Annotated in this window: 23 protein-coding genes; 2 read left to right on the forward strand and 21 right to left on the reverse strand. The window is 45.6% G+C overall.

From position 1 onward, the window contains the following. Positions 1 to 12 precede the first annotated feature (12 nt). Together argH and EJA10_RS08040 are read right to left on the reverse strand one after the other, a co-directional pair. Complete coding sequence (gene argH / locus EJA10_RS08035) at positions 13 to 1386, reverse strand: argininosuccinate lyase (protein WP_125479499.1); 1374 nt, start codon at positions 1384 to 1386, stop codon at positions 13 to 15. Then, positions 1383 to 2588, reverse strand: a complete 1206-nt coding sequence (locus tag EJA10_RS08040; RefSeq protein ID WP_125479500.1) for an argininosuccinate synthase — start codon at positions 2586 to 2588, stop codon at positions 1383 to 1385. The genes argH and EJA10_RS08040 overlap by 4 nt, the downstream gene beginning before the upstream one ends. A 197-nt stretch (positions 2589 to 2785) precedes the next feature. Here EJA10_RS08040 and EJA10_RS08045 point away from each other — a divergent pair, with 197 nt between their 5' ends. Further along, positions 2786 to 3103 (forward strand): hypothetical protein, encoded by a 318-nt coding sequence (locus EJA10_RS08045; protein ID WP_125479501.1) that lies wholly within the window; start codon positions 2786 to 2788, stop codon positions 3101 to 3103. A 25-nt stretch (positions 3104 to 3128) separates the two neighbouring features. Here the strand turns inward: EJA10_RS08045 and EJA10_RS23315 are convergent, their stop codons facing one another. From EJA10_RS23315 to sppA, 12 genes are all read right to left on the reverse strand, one after another. Further along, positions 3129 to 3293 carry a hypothetical protein gene (locus EJA10_RS23315; RefSeq protein WP_170169094.1) on the reverse strand — a complete coding sequence of 55 codons (165 nt, stop codon included), beginning with the start codon at positions 3291 to 3293 and terminating at the stop codon, positions 3129 to 3131. Further along, positions 3290 to 3802 carry a GNAT family N-acetyltransferase gene (locus EJA10_RS08050; protein WP_246017731.1) on the reverse strand — a complete coding sequence of 171 codons (513 nt, stop codon included), beginning with the start codon at positions 3800 to 3802 and terminating at the stop codon, positions 3290 to 3292. Before EJA10_RS08050 ends, EJA10_RS23315 begins: the two co-directional genes overlap by 4 nt. Positions 3803 to 4107: 305 nt before the next feature. Next, positions 4108 to 4296, reverse strand: coding sequence for a hypothetical protein (locus tag EJA10_RS08055; RefSeq protein ID WP_125479502.1), 189 nt, complete (start codon positions 4294 to 4296; stop codon positions 4108 to 4110). Positions 4297 to 4377: 81 nt separating this feature from the next. Further along, positions 4378 to 4890: a MogA/MoaB family molybdenum cofactor biosynthesis protein gene (locus EJA10_RS08060; RefSeq protein WP_125479503.1), complete on the reverse strand. Its 513-nt coding sequence runs from the start codon at positions 4888 to 4890 to the stop codon at positions 4378 to 4380. A gap of 3 nt (positions 4891 to 4893) precedes the next feature. Continuing rightward, complete coding sequence (locus EJA10_RS08065) at positions 4894 to 5730, reverse strand: EcsC family protein (RefSeq protein ID WP_125479504.1); 837 nt, start codon at positions 5728 to 5730, stop codon at positions 4894 to 4896. Between the two features lie 137 nt (positions 5731 to 5867). Beyond that, positions 5868 to 7055 (reverse strand): acetate kinase, encoded by a 1188-nt coding sequence (locus EJA10_RS08070; RefSeq protein ID WP_125479505.1) that lies wholly within the window; start codon positions 7053 to 7055, stop codon positions 5868 to 5870. 256 nt (positions 7056 to 7311) lie between these two features. Beyond that, positions 7312 to 8301, reverse strand: a complete 990-nt coding sequence (locus EJA10_RS08075; protein WP_425462083.1) for a class I SAM-dependent methyltransferase — start codon at positions 8299 to 8301, stop codon at positions 7312 to 7314. A gap of 126 nt (positions 8302 to 8427) precedes the next feature. Beyond that, positions 8428 to 8928: a thiol peroxidase gene (tpx, locus tag EJA10_RS08080; RefSeq protein ID WP_125479507.1), complete on the reverse strand. Its 501-nt coding sequence runs from the start codon at positions 8926 to 8928 to the stop codon at positions 8428 to 8430. Between the two features lie 163 nt (positions 8929 to 9091). Further along, positions 9092 to 9598 carry a GerW family sporulation protein gene (gene ytfJ, locus EJA10_RS08085; RefSeq protein ID WP_125479508.1) on the reverse strand — a complete coding sequence of 169 codons (507 nt, stop codon included), beginning with the start codon at positions 9596 to 9598 and terminating at the stop codon, positions 9092 to 9094. 17 nt (positions 9599 to 9615) lie between these two features. Then, positions 9616 to 10311 carry a DUF2953 domain-containing protein gene (locus EJA10_RS08090; RefSeq protein WP_125479509.1) on the reverse strand — a complete coding sequence of 232 codons (696 nt, stop codon included), beginning with the start codon at positions 10309 to 10311 and terminating at the stop codon, positions 9616 to 9618. Positions 10312 to 10386: 75 nt separating this feature from the next. Continuing rightward, positions 10387 to 11013 carry an RDD family protein gene (locus EJA10_RS23765; protein WP_125479510.1) on the reverse strand — a complete coding sequence of 209 codons (627 nt, stop codon included), beginning with the start codon at positions 11011 to 11013 and terminating at the stop codon, positions 10387 to 10389. Between the two features lie 12 nt (positions 11014 to 11025). Beyond that, on the reverse strand, positions 11026 to 12036 hold the full coding sequence (gene sppA / locus EJA10_RS08100; RefSeq protein ID WP_125479511.1) for a signal peptide peptidase SppA: 1011 nt from the start codon (positions 12034 to 12036) through the stop codon (positions 11026 to 11028). Positions 12037 to 12180: 144 nt separating this feature from the next. On the opposite strand from sppA, the gene EJA10_RS08105 reads away from it, so the two are divergent. Continuing rightward, a complete protein-coding gene (locus EJA10_RS08105; RefSeq protein ID WP_125479512.1) occupies positions 12181 to 12981 on the forward strand; it encodes an NAD kinase in 801 nt (266 codons plus the stop codon). A 36-nt stretch (positions 12982 to 13017) separates the two neighbouring features. Here the strand turns inward: EJA10_RS08105 and rarD are convergent, their stop codons facing one another. From rarD to ezrA, 7 genes are all read right to left on the reverse strand, one after another. Next, entirely contained in the window at positions 13018 to 13953 is a 936-nt protein-coding gene (rarD, locus tag EJA10_RS08110; protein ID WP_125479513.1) for an EamA family transporter RarD, read from the reverse strand. Positions 13954 to 14089: 136 nt separating this feature from the next. Then, positions 14090 to 14431, reverse strand: coding sequence for an iron-sulfur cluster biosynthesis family protein (locus EJA10_RS08115; protein WP_125479514.1), 342 nt, complete (start codon positions 14429 to 14431; stop codon positions 14090 to 14092). Positions 14432 to 14552: 121 nt separating this feature from the next. Beyond that, a complete protein-coding gene (gene mbcS, locus EJA10_RS08120) occupies positions 14553 to 16136 on the reverse strand; it encodes an acyl-CoA synthetase MbcS (RefSeq protein ID WP_125479515.1) in 1584 nt (527 codons plus the stop codon). A 493-nt stretch (positions 16137 to 16629) separates the two neighbouring features. Beyond that, positions 16630 to 16836, reverse strand: coding sequence for an alpha/beta-type small acid-soluble spore protein (locus EJA10_RS08125; RefSeq protein ID WP_125479516.1), 207 nt, complete (start codon positions 16834 to 16836; stop codon positions 16630 to 16632). Between the two features lie 359 nt (positions 16837 to 17195). Then, positions 17196 to 18404, reverse strand: a complete 1209-nt coding sequence (gene thiI / locus EJA10_RS08130) for a tRNA uracil 4-sulfurtransferase ThiI (RefSeq protein ID WP_125479517.1) — start codon at positions 18402 to 18404, stop codon at positions 17196 to 17198. After that, entirely contained in the window at positions 18401 to 19546 is a 1146-nt protein-coding gene (locus EJA10_RS08135; protein ID WP_125479656.1) for a cysteine desulfurase family protein, read from the reverse strand. Before EJA10_RS08135 ends, thiI begins: the two co-directional genes overlap by 4 nt. A gap of 140 nt (positions 19547 to 19686) precedes the next feature. Then, positions 19687 to 21381, reverse strand: a complete 1695-nt coding sequence (gene ezrA, locus EJA10_RS08140) for a septation ring formation regulator EzrA (RefSeq protein WP_125479518.1) — start codon at positions 21379 to 21381, stop codon at positions 19687 to 19689. Positions 21382 to 21570: the final 189 nt, after the last annotated feature.

Here is a 21570-nt window from a genome sequence, read left to right on the forward strand (position 1 = left end):
GCGTGCTTGTTTTTATACAAAAAGAGACTTTCCCTTATCAATCTGGTTTTTGACCTGCGAAAATCCAGTTCCGCCGGCACTGTTTCTTCTCTCAACAGCGTTATATGGATTCAAAGCATCATAAATATCATCTTCAAATAAAGAATTCATTTCTTTGTATTCCTCTAACGGCAAGTCGGCAAGATAGCAGCCTTTTTGGATGCACTCCAGTACAAGCTTCCCTACGATTTCGTGAGCCTCCCGGAAGGGAACACCTTTCGCTGCTAGGTAATCGGCCAGTTCCGTGGCATTTGAGAAGTCGTTCTTGACTGAGCTCTCCATTTTTTCTTGTTTCACCTTCATCGTACTTACCATTCCGGCGAAAATCTTCAGAGATCCTGTTACCGTTTTGACCGCATCGAACATGCCTTCTTTATCCTCTTGCATATCCTTGTTGTACGCCAGAGGCAATCCCTTCAATACTGTCAGCAATCCGATCAGGCTTCCGTATACACGGCCGGTTTTGCCGCGGATCAATTCAGCCATATCCGGGTTTTTCTTTTGCGGCATGATGCTGCTTCCTGTTGTGAATGCATCCGATAGTTCAACGAACTGGAACTCCTGGCTCGACCAGAGGATGATTTCCTCGCACAGCCGCGACAGGTGCATCATTAAGATTGAGCTGCCAGAGAGAAATTCAAGGATAAAATCGCGATCACTCACGGCATCCAGACTATTTTCATAGATCCCTTCAAAGCCAAGCAACTCGGCAGTGAAGTGACGGTCAATCGGGAATGTCGTCCCGGCAAGCGCCCCTGCTCCAAGCGGAGAAAGATTGATTCTTTTCAAACTGTCAGCATAGCGCTGTTTATCGCGTTCAAGCATCCAGAAGTATGCCATCAGATGATGGGCAAACGAAATGGGCTGTGCCCTCTGTAAATGGGTATATCCTGGCATGATGGTTTCGATATTTTGTTCAGCCTGTTCAAGCAAGGTCTTTTGGAAATCGGCAATCAGCTCAATGATTTGAGCTACCTGCTCTTTCAGATACAGATGCATGTCGGTCGCAACCTGATCATTCCTGCTTCTTGCTGTATGCAGCTTTCCGCCGAGCGGTCCGATCAGTTCTGTCAGATGATGCTCGATATTCAAATGGATATCCTCGAGTTTTGCCGAGTATTCCAGTTCCCCCTTGCTTGCCTGGTGCTGAAGTTTTTTCAGGCCCTCAATGATCTTTTGTTTTTCATCCTCTGTGATGATCCCGCACTTCGCCAGCATTGTGGCATGCGCGATACTGCCATGAATGTCCTGGTCCGCTAATTCCTGGTCAAAGCCTATGGATGCACCGAACTCATCCACCCATTCCGCGGCGGACCCGGTAAATCTGCCGCCCCATAATTTCTTCACACTGTCACCTTCTTGCCCTGCACCATGCTGTGAACTACCGTTGGAAGTCCCCAAAGGTTAATGAACCCAACAGCTGCAGTGTGGTCAAATGCATCATCAGCTGTGTATGTTGCCAGTTTTTCATCATAAAGGGAATAAGGAGATTTTCTTCCTTCCACAATTGCATGGCCTTTGAATAATTTAACGCGTACCGTACCAGTTACATGCTTCTGGGTGGATTTTAAGAATGCTGCCAAAGCCTCCTGCAATGGGGAGAACCATAAGCCTTCATATATCAATTCTGTCATCTTCTTTTCGATGACCGGTTTGAAATGGGCTACTTCTTTTACGAGGGTAATATCCTCGAGTTCCTTGTGCGCTTTAATCAATGTCATTGCTGCAGGGGCTTCATATACCTCGCGTGACTTGATGCCGACAAGGTGGTTCTCGACATGGTCGATTCTTCCGACTCCGTGTTTGCCTGCCAATGCGTTTAGCTCCAGAATCAAATCTGAAAGCGGGTATGCTTTTCCATCAATCGCTGTTGGCACACCTTCAACAAATTCAATCTCAATTACATCTGGCGTGTCGGGTGTGTCTTCCAATTCAGCTGTCAGTTCATATGCTTCGACTGGCGGAGCCTGCCATGGATCTTCAAGGATTCCGCACTCATTGCTTCTTCCCCAAAGGTTCTGGTCGATGGAGAACGGGCTGTCAAGGTTGATCGGAATCGGGATGCCGTTCTTAGCGGCATAAGCGATTTCTTCCTCACGTGACCATTTCCATTCACGGACCGGAGCAATGACCTTAAGCTCCGGATTCAAGGCTTTGATCGATACCTCAAAACGCACCTGATCATTCCCTTTTCCCGTGCAGCCGTGCGCTACCGCTGAAGCCCCTTCCATTTCGGCGATTTCTACTAGTTTCTTAGAAATGAGCGGACGTGATAGAGCGGAAACTAGCGGATATTTCCCTTCATACAATGCATGTGCCTGCAGTGCAAAAAGTGCATAATCATTAGCGAACTCTTCTTTCACATCCAAAACGTAGGATTGGATCGCTCCGACTTTCAATGCTTTTTCTTTGATAAATTGAAGGTCTTTTCCTTCCCCGACATCAAGACAGCAGGCAATTACAGCATATCCTTGGTCCTTTAACCATTTAATCGCAACAGAAGTATCAAGGCCGCCTGAGTAGGCAAGCACAACTTTATTATTTGTCATTCTTATTAGCTCCTTCTCGGTTAGAATATTTATTCATTTATATAAATTTTTATTCATGTTTATTAAATTAACAGGTTTGCTTCATTTTTTCAAGAACTTTTTTAAAATTCGCTTGAAGGACGGGTAAGCAGTGGAAGCGTGTATGAAAGTATAGTAGAATGGAAGCAATGATTATCGGATTGGGGGCACCATCAGACATGGAACAGTATTTTCTTTATAACAGCCGATTGGGCATTCCCCTGCCTGACCTGAAGGAAAATTGGGATGGGTATGACATTGATACACAGCACGCCATCCTGCTCCACTGGGAAAAGATCCGCGGGAGCATCCCCGATCGGATTGCCGAGCTTGAAATAAACATCAACGTCAAACAGGCGCAGCTGTCAGATGAAAGCAATTTCATCCGCTCCTGCGAGTTGAATAGCGAAATTGCTGAACTAGCCTCCATCATCAACGACCTCTGGCTCTGGTACCGGACCCATCAGGATATAACAAGTGATAAATTGCATCAATAAAAAATAGCCTGGAGAGAACTCCAGGCTATTTTTTGCTATTTTTCCTTGTTGCGATAAAGACTCCCAAAATCAAAAACACTGCTCCAGTTGCGCGCAACAACCCATTCTCCAATGGATTTAATTGATCTACAGTTGATCCAACCAAAATGGAGCCAAGTAATATAAAGGGTACGGCAATGAGGAATTTCATGTTGTCAATCTCCTGCCCATTATTACATATGGTTCACCTTCCGCGCTTGGATAAAACGAGTGTTTCAAAACGTGCCAGCCTAGGCGTTCATATAGCTTCTGGGCAGAATGATTAGTCTGTTGGGTTGTTAAAACCGCTGTTTTATGTACGACTCCGTCCAATAAAAGATTGATCAGCTCTTTTGCAAGACCCTGATTCCGATGTGCCGGGTGTACTGCCAATTCAACAAATTCAAAGCAACCCTTCAGCCACTTATCATATTCCGATTCTGCAAATTCTTTTGCCATTAAATTATGATAGAATTGTCCGGGCAAAGAAGTGTAACCATATGAATAACCAACAATTTCTCCATTATCATTTAAAGCTGCGAACCCTCTAAAGCCTTCATACCCTGAGTGTCTTACCAGGCGCTCCTCCCATGAACGATCCTCTTTATTCCAGACCTCTTGATACAATGCAGCTATTTGTTTTAACAGAGAGGCATTTTCATCTATTCGTACTATTTCCATCACAGTCACATTCCGCTCCTCCTATATGATTGTTTTTATTGTCCATCGGTTTATTTCGATAACGACTGCACTTTCACCTTTTTATTAAACATTGCTTAATTACGGATAGCCGAGGTGATTTTTTTCGAAGTCCTCTATCTTCGGACATTTTGAGCGTCGTCACCGGGGATTTTGTCCGAAGTCCACCCATCTTCGGACATTTCAGCCGCTTCCACTGTTGATTTTGTCCGAAGTCCACCCATCTTCGGACATTTTGAGCGTCTCCGACGTTGATTTTGTCCGAAGTCCATCCATCTTCGGACATTTTAGCTGCTCCCTCCGTTGATTTTGTCCGAAGTCCATCCATCTTCGGACATTTTAGCCGCTTCCGCCATTGATTTTGTCCGAAGTCCACCCATCTTCGGACATTTCAGACGCTCCCTCCGTTGATTTTGTCCGAAGTCCCACTTGAGAAGGTCTTTCTCCATCGCTGGGATCTGACAGTCAATACTCATCCAACGCTCATAGCCTTCATAATGCTTTACGAAGCAACAAAAAAAGGATGAAACCCATATAGGATTTCATCCACGTTATTATTATAAATCCTTCGTCAGTTCTCTTACGACATGTCCAATCTCCGGGATGATCAGCTTGTCCATCGCCAGGCGGACGGCGCCTGTTGATCCCGGTGTGGAGAATACCGCTCGGTCGTTGACGACGCCGGCGGCTGCTCGCGATAACAGGGCTGCCGATCCGATATCTTCCTGGTAACTCAGCATGCGGAAGATTTCTCCGAAGCCCGGGATTTCTTTATCAAATACGCTCTGAACCGTTTCAATCGTCACATCTCGCTTGGCGATGCCTGTTCCGCCATTTGTCAGCACGACGTCTACATCCGGATTGCTGCAGCCTTTCAGAACTTCGGATCTGATCGGTTCAGCCTCATCTTTGACGATGACGTAATCGACGATCTTGTGGCCCGCCGCCTCAAGCATTTCCATCATCAGCTTGCCGCTTTTGTCCGTATCCGGCGTCCTTGTGTCGCTTACTGTAATCACCTTGCAGCGCACCTGGCTTGGTGCTGCCTGTTTGTGTTCCTGTGTGCTCATCCTCTACAGCGCCCCTTTTTCTTTGAAGTATCTCATCTGGTAAAATTTATGGGCAAAGTCCGTGACTCTTCTGGTCAACTGATAATTTGCGCCTGCTCCAATCGCCATGCTGATCACAGGCAGGCCTTGCAAATGCTTTTTACGGAATAGGAGAATCGCCATTCCTTTAAAAATTTGTTTGATCGGCTGTTCAAGCCATGTGACATCTGTCAGGTCCTCATTGCCCTGGTAAAAATAAAAGTCGTCCGCTTCCTCAAGGTCTCTTTTCAGCTCTTCCCAGCCCGCGCTCTGCATCCTTGCAGGCATGGTCGCAGTATGGAATACCTTCAAAGCGACCATCATCTCAAATGGAGTGTTGACTTCGAAGCCATATGTCATCGCGACCAGCTGCACAACCCTCAGGTTGATGACGGCCATTGCCGGCATATCTGCTCCGAGCACGAGGTTTCCGCCGCTGCCTGACATGCCGCCCTGAACCAAAGAATAAATCCGATGGCGGGCAATTTGCTGGCCTGCAATATATTCAAGTTGTTCGATCGGCAATTTCCTTAAATCCTGGATCGTTTCCAATTCCGGCTGGAACACCCGTCCTGCCGCCAAAATCCGTTCTTTGGCGTCCATCTGCAGCTGCGCACCTTGAATCATCGAGTGAAGGTGGAACAGCCCGCTGTCAAAAAGCGAGAAAAAACGTTCCTGGACTTCCTCCGGAAGAAGCGAAAACGATCGCTCGAGATACCGGTCGTATGCTAATTCGAAATCATTCGGTTCGTAATCATACAGCTTGTTTTCCCAAACAGTTAATTCATCCAGCACCTTTTGTTCCCGTTCAGTCAAAGGCATCGAATAACCTCCAGCATGTGCATTTTCTTCCAGTATAGCACAAAAAACCCTTCCACATGAAAAGGGCTGTATCCAACAGATCTATGAAAAAAATGGACCATAAAAAGGCAGAAGCATATCGCTTCTGCCGAAAAAACTTATTTTGCCAGACGCAGGACATCACGTGCAATCATGACTTCTTCGTCTGTCGGGATGACCATAACTTTAACTGGTGAGTGCGGGTAGCTGATGAATGCTTCCTCACCGCGAACCTTGTTCAATGCCGGATCCCAGTAGATGCCCATGAATTCTAGTCCTTGCAATACGCGCGCACGAATCGCTGAGCTGTTTTCGCCGATTCCAGCAGTAAAGATGATCGCATCAACACCGCACATGCGTGCAGCGTATGATCCAATGTATTTATGGATTCTGTCACCGAATACCTTCAAGGCAAGCTCTGCACGTTCGTTGCCTTTTTCTGCTTCATCCTCGATATCGCGAAGGTCGCTTGAGAAGCCGGATACGCCGAGCATCCCACTCTCTTTGTTAAGGACCTGCAATACCTCGTCAGCAGTCTTGTCTGTTTTCTCCATGATATATGGGATAAGCGCAGGGTCAATGTTACCTGAGCGCGTTCCCATTGTCACACCTGCAAGCGGAGTGAAGCCCATGGAAGTATCGATTGATTTGCCGCCTTCGATCGCTGCGATACTTGCGCCGTTGCCAAGATGGCAGGAAATCAGGCGAAGGTGTTCGACAGGGCGTCCAAGCATTTCAGCTGCACGCTGCGATACATACTTGTGTGAAGTTCCGTGGAAGCCGTATTTACGGATTCCGTACTTTTTATAGTAGTCATAGGGAAGACTGTACAGGAATGAATTTTCAGGCATTGTCTGGTGGAATGCTGTATCAAACACCGCAATCGCAGGAACATTCGGAAGCACCTGCTGGAATGCGCGGATGCCCGTGATGTTCGCCGGGTTGTGCAATGGTGCAAGCTCAGAAAGCTTGTCGATCTTCTGTAACACGTCTTCCGTAATAATGACGGAATCACTGAACTCTTCACCGCCGTGAACAACACGGTGGCCGATTCCTTCGATTTCATCGAGTGATTGAATGATGCCAAGGGATGTCAGCTTATCAAGAAGGATTTTTACTGCTACCTCGTGATCAGGGATATCGGTAACTTCCTTGTTCTTTTCACCATTTACCGTAATTGTAAAAATGGAATCTTTAAGGCCGATTCTTTCCACAATTCCTTTTGTGATGATTTCTTCGCTCGGCATTTCGAACAGCTGGAACTTAAGGGACGAGCTGCCGGCATTGATTGCAATGATTTTAGACATGTTGTACCGCTCCTTTTATATAACAACCTGATTGAATATACAGTGAAATAGTACACCTTTATTGTGTGCCACAGGCTGCAAATATATCTCTCAATTTCCCATTTAAACACTGTCTTTTTCACATTTCAAGCAAAGGTTATCCAAACTGCAAATGAGTATTTATTCAGATACTTCGAATGATTAGAAAAAAATATTGCCATGGTGTATTTACCCTTTAAACCGCAAAAAGAACCGGCAATTCAACCGGTTCTTCGCTTTATTTTTCTGTCGTCTTATTTTCCTGGAACCAGACGTCGATTTTATTGAGCATCCGGTTGACGGCAGGTCCGTCAGAAAGCTTTGGAAGCTCTGCGAGCAGCGCCTGTTTCGGTGCTGCGACGCCCTCCCCGTTTTTCTGAAGAATGAGGATGCTCTTCGCTGCCTGCTTATTTTTGAATAGGGAAGACGGGAGCTGTAAAACGCCCTGTACAATAAGATGCTTTTTAATAAATTCATGCAGCATTGGAGCCTGTTCACTCTCAAACAAGCCATTGGGAATCAAGAAGAACAAATACCCCCCGTCTTTTGCATGCTTCGTGCTTTGCTCGATAAACATGTGATGGGAATACGTATGGCCTTCTTTCACTTTCACTTCATAAGTATCCGCCCTGAGGTCATTTGGGTAATAACCTACCGGAAGGTCGCAAATGACTGCGTCCGCCGGATCGACAAACAGCGGTTCAAGGCTGTCCTGATTGAAAAATTCAACCGGGTGCTTCTGCAGGTTGGCATTTACGAACGCAAGCCTGATCAGCAGGTCATCGATTTCTACCCCTACAGAATCGATTTCCTTCCCTGTCTGTTGATTTAGCACAGTCGCCAGGAGATTTCCTGTCCCGACCGCAGGGTCCAGCAGAGTGAACGATTTTTTATCAATGAATTTGTTGACCAGGTATCCAATAAACATCCCGATTGAATCAGGTGTCATCTGATGGTTCGGCTGGACATGTTCTTTCATGCCCTTCAATATGGCAAGCTGGAAGCCTTTGCGGATATCCTCCCGGCTGAAAGCCTCCAGATTGATGTCCTTATAGACTTTTTCGAGTCTCTTCTTCGCAACTTCATTGAGTTCATCCTGGAGGACCGTTCCCTGGAACATGTTCTCCCCAGTTTCGGCCAGTGCCTCTAAATATGTACATGAAAGTTCTTCTTTTAAAAGATCCGCAGTTGTATTGAATGCGGTAAATAATTGTTCTACCGGAGTCATACTCACAATCTTCCTCCCGATTTAAATAGATATCTATTTATTGTAGCCCTGTTTTAACTGGTCCACAAGAATTATGGCTGTATCAGCAAAACAAGCCGCAGGATTCTGCGGCTTGTTCTCAGGTGCTTATCTGGCTTGCTTTGCAGCTTCTACTGCTGCTTCATAGTTTGGATGATCAGTTGCTTCGCTTACATATTCCACATAAGTAACTTTGTCGCTTGAATCAACAACAAACACAGCGCGTGCAAGCAGACGCAGTTCCTTGATTGCCACTCCATAAGCTTCACCGAAAGAAAGTTCACGGTGGTCAGACAGAGTCTGGACAGTTTCGATTCCAGCTGCTCCGCACCAGCGTTTCTGTGCGAATGGAAGGTCGACGCTCACTGTCAGAATCTTAACATTGTCAAGATTTGCTGCTTCTTCATTGAAACGGCGAGTCTGCGCATCACAAACTCCTGTATCAAGTGAAGGAACGACGCTGATCAGGCGTACCTGACCTTTTGTGTCCTGAAGAGTCACTTCCGAAAGGTCATTTGCAAGCACTTTAAAATCAGGTGCCTGGTCACCAACCTTTACTTCATTGCCTAGTAATGTAACTGGGTTCCCCTTAAATGTAACAGATGCCATACCTGCTCATCCTCCTTGTCCATTATATGTACAGTGTTAATATATCTTTTAGTGAATTTTTTTGCAATTATTTTACTGGCCTCTGATTAAAAGCCCTTAATCTAATAGAATGATTTTTGCATAAGTAAGCTGCCTTTCCGTTTGAAAAGGCAGCCCATCCACCTTAGAATTCAAAATCTGTTTTTGGTCCGTTGTAATCAGACTGTGCAGATTGATTTTGATTTTGATTCTGCTGCTGGTTTCCATCCTGGCTGTTCTGGTCTTTCTTAGACATCATCTGCTGAATTTTTTCAACAGCTTGCGGTGCAAGATCCAGGATTTTTTCATATAAATGAGTGCTTTCATCAAGATGCAGCATCTTGACTCCTCTTGAGCTGACGATCAGGAAAGCGATTGGTGTTATGGATACACCGCCCCCGCTTCCTCCGCCAAACGGATGCTGGCTGCCACCAGATTTCTCTCCGCCCGATCCGCCTGATCCACCCTTAGAACCTTCCAAAACAAATTCACTTCCGCCTGCTGCGAAACCAAATCCTACTTTGGATACCGTCAGAATCACACTTCCATCGGGAGTTTCTACAGGGTCTCCAATGATCGTATTGACATCAATCATTTCTTTCAAGCTTTCCATGGCAGTTGTCATCAGTCCTTGAATTGGATGCTCAGACATTCCCGTGTTCCTCCTTGTTAAACAGTTTTAGTTTTATCACCAGAAAGGACAGACAATGGCTTTGTTTTAAACTCTGGCCAGCCGCCTTTCCAATATTTAACCAGCTTTATTCCTGCTAAAATAGCATGCCCGACTCTGACTTGAAACATACATTTAAAACTAGTAATTGAAACAGCATGCTGGAAACTCGGGGTGATGGTCATGACCGGCATCTCTTTCAGTTTCATATAGTGGCTGAGAATGCCAATTGCCCCGCCTTTCACTGCCCAGAAAGCCCCCGAGAGCACACCCGTCGCCGCTGCATCGCCGACTCCGACCATCGTGTGCCACTCTATGTTCCGGATTGTTACCTTCTTCAAAAAATCCCGGATGATTTTATGGAGACCGACAACATGGATGACCAGCTGGTTGACATCCTTGATACTATTTAACAGGTCCGTTTTATCAGCCTGCGAAGTTTTCTCTTGTTTCAGATTATCTTTAGGTCCCACACTTAATTTTTCCTCCGTCACGAGCGTCGGGGAATTGTCATCCACTTTTACAACTGGAATCTCCATCTTAATCCTTATAAGCCCGCCCCATGCCTTTATGGTGACCTTGAAATGATCATTATCATTGCCGTGGAAATAATCTAAAAAAATCTTAACTTTGGTTATAAGAATTATAATGGCCAGCACCGTGAGAATCAGTATGATGAGCAGCACCCATTTCATCGTCCTCCACAACCTTTCAGCTTATTATTATCAACAGAAAGGCAAAAAAATAAACCTGCCGCAGCAGGTTCACTTTTAACGAGGCTCGTATATGACGGTTGTATCAGCGAACAGGTCATGCAAACCCTGTTTCTTTTTTGTAAAAGCAACGACGACATACAGAACGGTCAATGTTGCCGAGATGAAACGGCCAATCCATTCACGGAAGAGGATCGTTCCCCATGTAAGTTTCTTTCCGTCCAGGTCGACCACCTTCAAACCAAAGACCATTTTTCCGAGGGTCTGGCCATAAAACTTAGTCATCAGCACAAAGTACAGGTAGAATACTATAGCCGTTGCGATGGCCATTGGTGTAAACATCTTATCCTCAAACAAGGAAAAGTCCAAAGCACGGAACACCGGATTAATGATCATCCTGTTGATGCTGCCGATGACAAGCAGGTCCAGCAAGTATGCCCAGAAGCGCATCCAGAATCCCGCGTAAAGCCCGGCATAGCGTTCTATAGGAAGGTGGCTGCCCTCCTCTGGCTGGTGCGGTATTGACTCAATTGGTGCAGAGGTCACAGCTGCTTGAGTCACCGGCCTTTCTTCCGGCTGGATAACGGAAGAATGGACAGGCTCAATCGGTTCAGCCCCAGGAACCTCTCTTGCTTCAGAATCAGAAAGGTTTTTTTCTTCTTTTTCAAATTCATTTGAGTTCATTGTTGTCCCTCCTTATTCAGCATACAGATACATCAAGCGCGGAGAATTTGGCTGGGACAATAACTTCATCAATCCTGCCATCTCCGAGTCTTTCCCTATCACTTTTTGTGCTCCCATGCTGAAAAGAGAGCCGAAGCTCATGCTTTGCGTATACTTGACAACCATTGCATCGCCCAATTTCTCATCTTTCCTTACCCTATCAATGACATCCTCAAGGTAGCCAAAATCATCGATTAAATTCAATTCTTTCGCCTGGCGTCCGTCATAGATCCTGCCATCCGCGATTTTCTTGACCTCCTGTACAGACATCCCGCGTCCTTCAGAAATTACTTTGACAAAGCCTTCGTAAGAATTATTGATCATCGATTGAAGGATCTCGCGCTCATCTTCGGTCATTTCTCGCGTCGGGCTCATTATGTCCTTATATGGACCGCTTTTAATGGTGTTGAACTCGACACCGTACTTTTCAGCAAGTCCTGCATAGTTGATGCCCTGCATGATGACACCCAGCGATCCTGTCAATGTTTCCGGGCTGGCGAAAATTTTATCGGCAGGAGCTGCTACATAATACCCTCCTGAAGCTGCCATCGATCCCATTGATACATAGATCGGCTTTTTTGTTTCTTCCTGGATTTCTTTGATTTTTTTATGGATTTCTGCGCTTTCCACGACGCCGCCTCCAGGGGAGTTGACTCTCAGGATGACTGCTTTCACGTCTTCAGAGTCTTTTACATATTCCAGCTGGTCCATGAACGCTCTGTGATTGTACAAAGGACTCTCAAAGAAGGACTGGGCGTCACCTGTATCCTGGATGACCCCGTCGATATTCAATACTGCGATTTTACTCAGCATGTCACCTTCTTCAATGATTTCCTCCGCGAACATCTCCTCAGACACAGCAAAAAATTCGTTAAACGCGTTTTCCGCGTCACCAAATGCAATCGTCGAGAGAAAATTTATAAATGTTGATGCAATAAACAAACCAGCGGCAATTCCCAATGCCGCCCACCTTTTACCATTCATTATAAAGCCCCCTTGTCAGTTCCTCTTTCTTTCAAAACGTTATGAAAAAATGATAAACTTATGTCAATACCATTTATTTTAGCAAAAGTTTTAAAAAGTGGGTAAAAATATGGAAGAAATACATAATGTTTGGAGGAATCAGTAATGCCAGAACGCCGCAATATTTATTTTTACCATAAACCAGACACAACCATGTTGGAAAAAGTTGAGCCGCTTTATGAGCTGGCGCGCCGGTTCGATTTCAATATTGTCACAGACTATAAAATTGCGAATATCATTGTCAGCATCGGCGATGACGGGACGTTCCTGCAGGCCGTCAGAAAAACAGGGTTCCGCGATGATTGCCTGTATGCCGGAATTTCGACGACTGGCTCCCTGAATATGTATTGCGATTTCCATCTTGAAGATACCGATAAAATGATTGAAGCCATCCAGACCGCGCAAATCGAAGTGCGGCGCTATCCAACGATCGATGTCACGGTTGATGGTGAAACTACCTTTACATGCTTGAATGAGTTCAGCGTACGTTCTGCAATCATTAAAGCGTTCGTGATGGACGTTTTCATCGATGACAAGCACTTTGAAACGTTCCGCGGGGACGGCATGATTGTCGCCACTCCTACAGGCAGCACAGCATATAACAAGTCTGTCAATGGCGCAGTGGTCGATCCATTGCTGCCATGCATGCAGGTAAGCGAGCTTGCTTCCGTCAACAATAATCATTACCGGACATTGGGCTCCTCCTTCATCCTCAGCGGGGACCGCAAGCTGACGTTCAAGGTTGCACAGGATGGCAATGATTATCCGATCATGGGCATGGATAATGAAGCGCTCAGCATCCAGCATGTCGAGAAATTTGATGTGAAATTAAGCAATAAAATCATCAAGACGGTTAAACTGAAGGACAACTCTTTCTGGGAAAAAGTGAAGAGGACATTCTTATAAGCAAAAGAGCTGCAGGAATATCCCGCAGCTCTTTTTTTACATCGGCATGCCTTTTTCTTTTTTCATTTTGAGACTTAATGCTGCTGCAATCTTTGTCCTCGACAATGAATAGAGGATCAGTGCTGACCAGATGAAGGTAAAGGCCAGTAAATGGACGGCAGAGAAGGTTTCATGGTAGATGAATACTCCAAGCATCAGGGTCAGAGTTGGCGCAATATACTGCAGGATTCCCAGGGTGGCCAGCGGAATCCTCTGTGCTCCTTTGGCGAAAAACAACAGCGGTAAAGCCGTCGCGGCGCCAGCACCTGCAAGCAGCAAACTTGTTGACCACGAACCCGCGAACAGCGAGTCAGAGCCCTTTGAAACCAGGTAGCCAATATAGATTGCAGCAATCGGCATCACGACCAGGGTTTCAAGTGCAAGGCCGACAGTTGAGTCGACTTTGATCAATTTCTTCGCGAGACCGTAGAGCCCGAAGGATACCGCGAGCGTCAAGGCGATCCAGGGAAATTGCCCGTAGGATACCGTCATGACCAGAACCCCGATGGCCGCCAGCGCAAACGAGATATACTGAATGATTGACAGTCTCTCCTTAAGAAAAACCATACCCAGCAGGACGCTGACGAGTGGATTGATATAGTAGCCAAGGCTTGCTTCAATCATCTGATCCGTATTGACGGCCCAAATGTAGATGAACCAGTTGATGCTGATCAGCATCGAAGCAACCGTCAGTGCTGCAATCTTCTTTTTATTCTCTGCCAGCCCCCGTAATGTACCGGTGAAGAGACCCCACTTTTTATTCATCAACAGGACCGCAGCTACGAAAAAGAAAGACCAGAAAACACGATTCGCCAATATTTCATCCGCGTTCACGTGATCGAGAAGCTTCCAATAGATTGGAAGAACCCCCCATATAATATAAGATAATGCTGCGTATAATACGCCAGCTTGTTGTTCAGTCCGTTGGTCCATTTGTGTGCGTCCTCCTAATCTTTCCAGACTCGAAATAATATCATTATAAGACCGAAAGACTGGACTGACAATCTTTTTTTAAGACCAATAACAGACAAAATAGGTGTTTCCTTCGTCCGGATTAAACATTAGGATATTATGAGCAAAAAAAAATAACCCGGCCAGGGCTATTTTTTTTCAGTTTAAAATTGTAACCGAAGGTCTCCTCTGCTGAAGAAATTTTATAACCAAAGCCCGGCTTGAAATCCAGGAAGATTTTTTCGGGAAGGGATTCCAGCGATTTTGCCGGCACGAAAAAGCTTATACCCTTCTCGACCACTTCTTCATCCTCTTTTTGTTTCTTTTCGATCTGCAGCTCAATATCGGTCGCGATGGAGCATGTGCCGACAAACTCTGCGAGTATCCTGATTCCTTCTCCATCTTCAAACCCTATTTTGTTCAATTCATTCATAGCTGCCTCTCTAATTTCTATTTTCAAAGTTGATCACCCTTTCTACTTTCAATATACCCAAGTTTACTTCCTCAACGCATTTTTTGGCGGCGTCTGTCTTGTAATTTAATCTGCAAAAAAGCAGACCATCACTGGCCTGCTTCTGAACTTATTTGCTTGCAGCTTCGAGTTCCTTCTTTCTTAATTCCACCCGGCGGATTTTTCCGGATGTTGTTTTTGGAAGCTCTTCAAGGAACTCTATTTTTCTTGGGTATTTATATGGCGCTGTCAGCTCCTTGACGTGCTCCTGAAGCTCAGCAACCAGGTTTTCCTGTTCAGGGCTGATACCATCACGCAGGACAACAAACGCTTTAACGATATGTCCGCGGATCTCATCAGGAGATGCGACTACTGCACATTCCTTGACATACGGATGTTTAACAAGCGCATCCTCGACTTCGAATGGCCCAATTGTATAACCAGAGCTGATGATGATATCATCACCGCGTCCCTCGAACCAGAAGTATCCTTCTTCGTCCTTGCTTGCTTTGTCCCCGGTCACATAGTAGTCACCGCGGAATTGCATGGCAGTCCTTTCAGGATCCTTATAGTAGTTCTTGAACAATGCTGGTGTTTCGACATGTACAGCAATGTCGCCCACTTCGCCAGGTGCACAAGGCTCACCGTTTTCGTTGATGATTTCAACCTTGTTTCCTGGTGTCGGCTTGCCCATGGACCCAGGCCTTAATTCCATTCCTTTCGTCACGCCGACCAGCAATGTGTTTTCAGTCTGGCCATAACCATCGCGAACGTCGACATTGAAATGCTTTTTGAAGGTCTCAATGACCTCCCGGTTAAGCGGTTCTCCAGCAGAAACAGCACTGTGAAGACCCGGCAGGTTGTAATCGCCCAGGTTTTCCACTTTTGCCATCAAGCGGTATTCTGTAGGCGTACAACATAACACGTTGACATTATATTTTTGTAAAAGAGACAAGTATTTCTGAGGCTCGAATTTGCCGTGGTAAACCAGTCCCGTTGCTCCGGTTCCCAATACTGACAGGAATGGACTCCATATCCACTTTTGCCAGCCCGGACCCGCAGTCGCCCATACTGTATCTCCGTCCTCGATGCCGAGCCAGTTTGTGGCCGCTGTACGCAGATGCGCGTATGCCCAGCCATGAGTGTGGACAACTCCCTTTGGATTCCCGGTCGTTCCTGAAGTATAGCTCAGGAATGCCATATCGTCCCGTTCGGTAGCGGCTAGCTCAAAATCCTCGGATGCTGATTCCATTTCCTTATCAAGATGGATCCAGCCCTCCTTCTCTCCTCCAATCACAAACTTATGAAGGTTATCTGCATCTTCGATTTCAGAGAATTCTTCAGTAAAAGGAGCATAGCTGATGATCCCCTTTACGTCTCCATGATTGATCCGGTATTGATAATCCTTTGTCCTGAGCATTTCGGAACTTGGAATAACAACCAGTCCCATCTTCAGGGAGGCAATATACACTTGGTAGGCTTCAATCAATCTTGGAACAACGACCAGGACCACATCACCTTTCTGCAGTCCGCGACTCGAGAAAACGTTTCCAATCTTATTCGCATTTGTAAGAAGCTCATGGTATGTAATTTCTTCAGTGTCGCCTGCTTCATTTTCCCATTGGATCGCTTTTCTTTGTGGATCCTGTGCAAAGCGCTCCATTTCTGATACTAGATTATACTTTTGTGGCGCAATCAATTGCTCTCTGTTCATACTCTTCCCCCTACTAATTTTTTTGTTGGCCGAAGCTGATAAAAGACTTTATCGCCTTAGCCTGTATATCCCCACTTCCTATTATACAAAATTATTTAAAAATTAAAAATTATAAGATAACATTTTTTCGCGATAATATTTGAATGGAGGGGCAAGGATCCATTTCTTTGTTGCTCTAAAACTGTACCCTGGATGATGGTCACATTTCTCATAATTTTTCATTATTTGTTACTCAATCGAACAGCTCTCTCCCTGGAGGATTTCAACCTGTCCGTTAGCGACGCTCTATCAGACAGCTTTCTACATGGAGGACGCGAACCTGTCCGTTTGAGACGCTCTATCGGACAGCTTTCTACCTGGAGGACACAAACCTGTCCGTTTGCGGGGTTCTATCGGACAGCTTTCTACCGTAAGGACTCAAACCTGTCCGATTGCACAAAAAAAAGAGCAGGGCATCTGCCCCGCTCTTTGTAGCCATATTATTCATTTTTGATTAGCGAGAGAATCCGCCACCAAGTTGTTGTTCAGCCATTTGAACAAGACGCTTAGTGATTTCTCCTCCTACAGAACCGTTAGCACGAGAAGTAGTTTCTCCGCCAAGTTGTACACCAAATTCTGTAGCGATTTCGTACTTCATTTGGTCAAGAGCTTGTTGTACTCCAGGAACTAGAAGTTGGTTTGAGTTGTTGTTGTTTGCCATGTGTTTCACCTCCTTGTGAGTATAGAGTGTGTAGAAACACATGGCTTAATACAATTCATTAATTGGTAATTGTTCACAAATTTTTAACGAATATGGTGTTTATATTTACATGTTCTTAAACAATGTTTTTTATAAAAATACCTCTTTAAATTTTACTGTTGATTTCCATTCCGGCACTTCGCTTTCCGCTGGGCTGGCGTCTGCGGGGTCTCAGCTTTCCAGCTGATCCAGCAGGACCTGAATAGCTTCTCCGAATGGCCCACGCACAATGGAAATGCGTTAGCATTTTCGGAGGAGTCTACGTGCCTTCCCCTACAATCAACAGGTGGGAAAATCAACATTGAGCAATAACAGAGCCTTTAAAATAAATCGTCCATCGGATCATCTTTTCTTTCAGAAGCAGGTTTGATGACCATGCGTTCTGTGCCGTCGACGGCTTTTTGGATCAGTTCTTCGAAGTCAAAGTAGCTTTCGAAGTTCTGGACCTTTTCCAGGCGCGGTTTTGTTTTTGGTGAAGAAGGCACAAATACGGTGCAGCAATCCTCATATGGACGGATGGAAATGTCATGGGTATCGATTTTATGGGCAATGTCCATGATTTCATGCTTGTCCATTGTAATGAGCGGGCGAATGATTGGCGTGCTGGTCACTTCATTGATGGCGTACATGCTTTCAAGCGTCTGGCTGGCGACTTGGCCCAGGCTTTCTCCCGTAATGATTGCTAAGCCGCCCTGTTTTTCACGAATCGCATCGGTTATGCGCAGCATCAGCCGTCTGGTCGTGGTCATCGTATAATTCTCAGGGACCTGCTTGTGGATGGCCTGCTGGATTTCTGTGAACGGAACAATATGGAGTGCGAAATGGCCGTTTACCTCAGCAAGCTTTTCGGAAAGATCGATAACCTTTTGCTTGGCACGTTCGCTTGTAAAAGGAGGGCTGAAGAAGTGGACACCTTCTACTTCCAGTCCTCGCTTCATTGTCAGGTAACCTGCAACCGGACTGTCTATGCCTCCAGAAAGCATGAGCATTCCCTTGCCTCCGGATGCTGAAGGCAATCCGCCGGCACCTTTTATCGTTTCTGCAGAAATATAGGCAGCTTCTTTTCTGACTTCGATTAACAGATTAAGATCCGGCCTCCGCACATCGACCTTCAGATCATCCACATTCCGTAAAATATGGCTGCCAAACTCGTAATTGATTTCATTTGTATCTAGTTCGAAAGTTTTGTCTGAGCGTTTAGCCGTAATCTTGAACGTTTGGCCCGGCTTATGGATTTTCCTGAAAAGCTCAAGGGCCGCATCTTTCATTTTTTCCAGATCCTTTTCGACCTTTATTGCCGGGCTGAAGGATTGGATTCCGAAAATTCTCTGAAGCCTCTTTCCGATTTCGTCACTGTCCTCGCCATTCAGGAGGATGAACATCCGGTCGCGATCTGCCTGGATGACCGCATTCGGATAGTCATTCAAAGCTCTTTTGATGTTCTTTCGTAACCGATCGATAAACTTATTCCTGTTTCTTCCTTTTGTTGAAATTTCTCCGTATCGCACCAATATTCGGTCATAGATCATTTTTTTACTACCTCGCTTAGATGTTTTACTGCCTCTGTTATTGCCTCAACGGCCTTTTCTGCTTCTTCCACTGTATTCCTGTATGTCAGGCTGATCCTGATTGCGCTTTCCGCACTCTCAAGCGGGACTCCCATCGCCAATAACGTCTTGCTGGGTGCCTTCTTCTTTGAAGAGCACGCACTTGTCGTTGATACATATATATCCTTTTCTTCCAGCGCATGTACAAAGGTTTCAGCCTTCAAACCTTTAATGGAAAAATTCAGTATGTGCGGCGCACTGTTCTCGGGCGGCGTGTGGATGGTGATTTCAGCAATTTGGCTGATGCCACTTCTTACTATTTCCATCGCGGCTTTCATTTGATTCAATTTCTCTTTTCTCTGCTCCATCGTCATCCTGAGCGCTTTGGACATGGCGACCATGCCTGCAACGTTTTCGGTGCCGCTCCGCTGCTTCCATTCCTGGTTCCCGCCGGAGAAAAGAGGTGACAGACGGACGCCTTCTCTGATAAACAATGCCCCTGTCCCCTTCAAGCCATGGAATTTGTGTCCGGAAATCGTGCATAAATGGATTCCCGCTTCGTAGAAATCAATTGGTACCTTCCCGACTCCCTGTACATGGTCGACATGGAACAAAGCTTTAGGATAATTCCTGAGGAGCGCGCCGATTTCATTGATCGGCTGGATTGTTCCGACCTCATTATTGACATGGATGACAGAAACCAGAATCGTGTCTTCCCGCATTTCCCTCTCAATGGCTTCAGTACTGACAAATCCATTTGCATCCGGTTTAACGTATGTTATGTCAAAACCAAGCGTTTCCAGCTGCATCATCGCATTCGTGATGGACGCATGCTCGATGCCAGTAGTAACGATATGCCTGCCTCGTTCCCGGTGGGCTATAGCGGCTCCTTTGACGGCAAGATTATTGCTTTCCGTGCCGCCCGAGGTGAACAGGACTTCTGAATCTTTGACATTCAGCAGCCTTGCAACCTGTGAGCGTGCCTGCTGGAGCAGCTTTTCGGCCTGCCCGCCTATTTTATGAAGAGATGATGGATTCCCAAAGAAATCCACGGACACCTTTAAAAATGAATCCAAAACTTCTTTATAGGGTTTTGTCGTTGCACTGTTGTCCAGATAGATCATCATCTTCCCCCCTTATCTGCTAACTAGAAATCTTATCATAATCATTTTTCATTGAAAAACAATCTGGTCGTGACTGTTAGTATCTCCCAAATAATAAGGACGCCTCCAAAAAAACAGGTCTCCAATTGGAGACCCTGTTTTTATGACTGTTTTTCAGATAACATGACTTCGATCTTTTTGAGCGCTCCTGGCTCCACTTCCTCTATTGAAGTGGCTGCCTGCTCCAGCGCCTGGCGATAATCATAATTGCGGAAGCATTCCTCTGCCTCACGTAGTCCGCGGTCTACCGACGGATATCTGCTTCGGTATCTGTTGCCATATTGAATCACGTTTTCAGCAAGCATGACCGTCTCAAGGATCTCTTCTGTCTTTGCTTCCAATTTTTCAACGGTCAGTACAGCGATTTCGAGATACTGATGGACTGACGGTATATCCAGCGGCTTCTCTTCCAGCTTTTCATTGACCTGCTTGATACTTTCATTGGCATCATCGAGAAGATAACGGTATTCCTGGGATAAGCCCGGCATATTGCTTTTGGATACCTTCCGGATCAGGTCGGTAATTTTTTTCGAAAGGTCCCTTACCTTATCCCTTGCCGTGATTTCATCTTTTCTGAGCGCACTCAGCTTTTCCATCAAAGCCTTTTGTTCGTCCACAAGGGCATCCAGCTGCTGCTTCGCTTCCTCAAGCTCTGTCTTGATCAAGCTTTGTGCTGTATCGTTTCCGGTAATCCTGTGATCGATCAATTCAAATCGCTTGATGAGACCCTTCAATTGCTTTTCGACATCCGTCTGAGCGGAGAGTTCTTTTTCGGAAAGGTGATAGCTCTCCTGGATGTGCATGGTCTCTTCCTTCAAGGTCTTGCTTTCAGTAATGGCCCTGACAAGAATTTCTCTTGCTTCATGTTCTGTTTTCGTGATGTATTGCTTGGCGAGGACTTCCTGCTCCAGCTGGTCGAATAACTGCTCTACTCTCGCCTTCAAGCCATGGATGCCTTCCTCGGCTTTTTCCACATCCCCATTTTCAAGGGAAGAAAGATGTTCGCTTAGTTCCCTGGCAATCGCTTCAATTTCAGCCTCAGCCTTCAGGTGGTCAAGAACGTATCCCTGGGTTGCCATTTCCTTGACGCCATCCTTGAGGTCGCTTACCTGGCCTGGAATGACCGACTGACAATCATGCAGCAGTTCGGGGATAATTTCCATCTTTGAGGATACTTGTTCCAGCATTGCCTGGATGGATAACACGGTTTCCCTCGCTTCAAGGTAATTCCCGTTTTCAGTTTTCTCGTCAAATTCCATGAATTTCGCCTGGATTTGTTCCAGCATCGATTCAAGGCTTGCCTCCACGCTTCCAAAGCTGTGCCTGTGCGTCAGAAGATTCTTCTTGCTCTCTCTGTACTGTTCCTTCAGCCCATCGATTTCTTCACGGTTCTTTTCTTCGCTTCCGACAAGCTCGTTCAGTTCGTTCAGGATCTTTTTGATTTTATCCTCTGTTTCCGTCAGTTTACGGTCAATGACAGCCAGCGATTCCTTTGCTTTTTTGAATCGGTATTTATCAATGAATTCCTCTGCGTCGAACAAGTAATCCTCGATGCCTGGCAGCTTGGCAGTCACAATTTCATCCCACTCCTGGCGCCAGCGCTCGAAAAGCTCTTCTGTCTGTCCGGTCATGTTCAACTGCTTCACTTTTGACATTTCATCAAGCACCGGCCGGTTCATGATATCGATTTTCCAAGACTCGTACCGGTCAACCTCACTGTAGTACTTCCGTTTCATAAAATAGCCGATCAGAAAAAGTATGATCAATATAGCAATTCCGCCAATTATGTACTCCATTGTTATCCCCCTGGCCTCACAAATTCCAAGTTCTGAAAACTTCTATATAAAATGAATTGATAAATGCATGTATAATGTATTTATATTATCATGTAAACGACAATTTTTGACTATTAAAATGAGATTTTTTGTTGAAATTATCCGAATTAAGCCGATTTAACTTGAAATCTTGCACGAAATCTTACTTTT

Origin of the sequence: Mesobacillus subterraneus (genome assembly GCF_003937825.1) — a bacterium.
GTDB lineage: Bacteria > Bacillota > Bacilli > Bacillales > Cytobacillaceae > Mesobacillus > Mesobacillus subterraneus.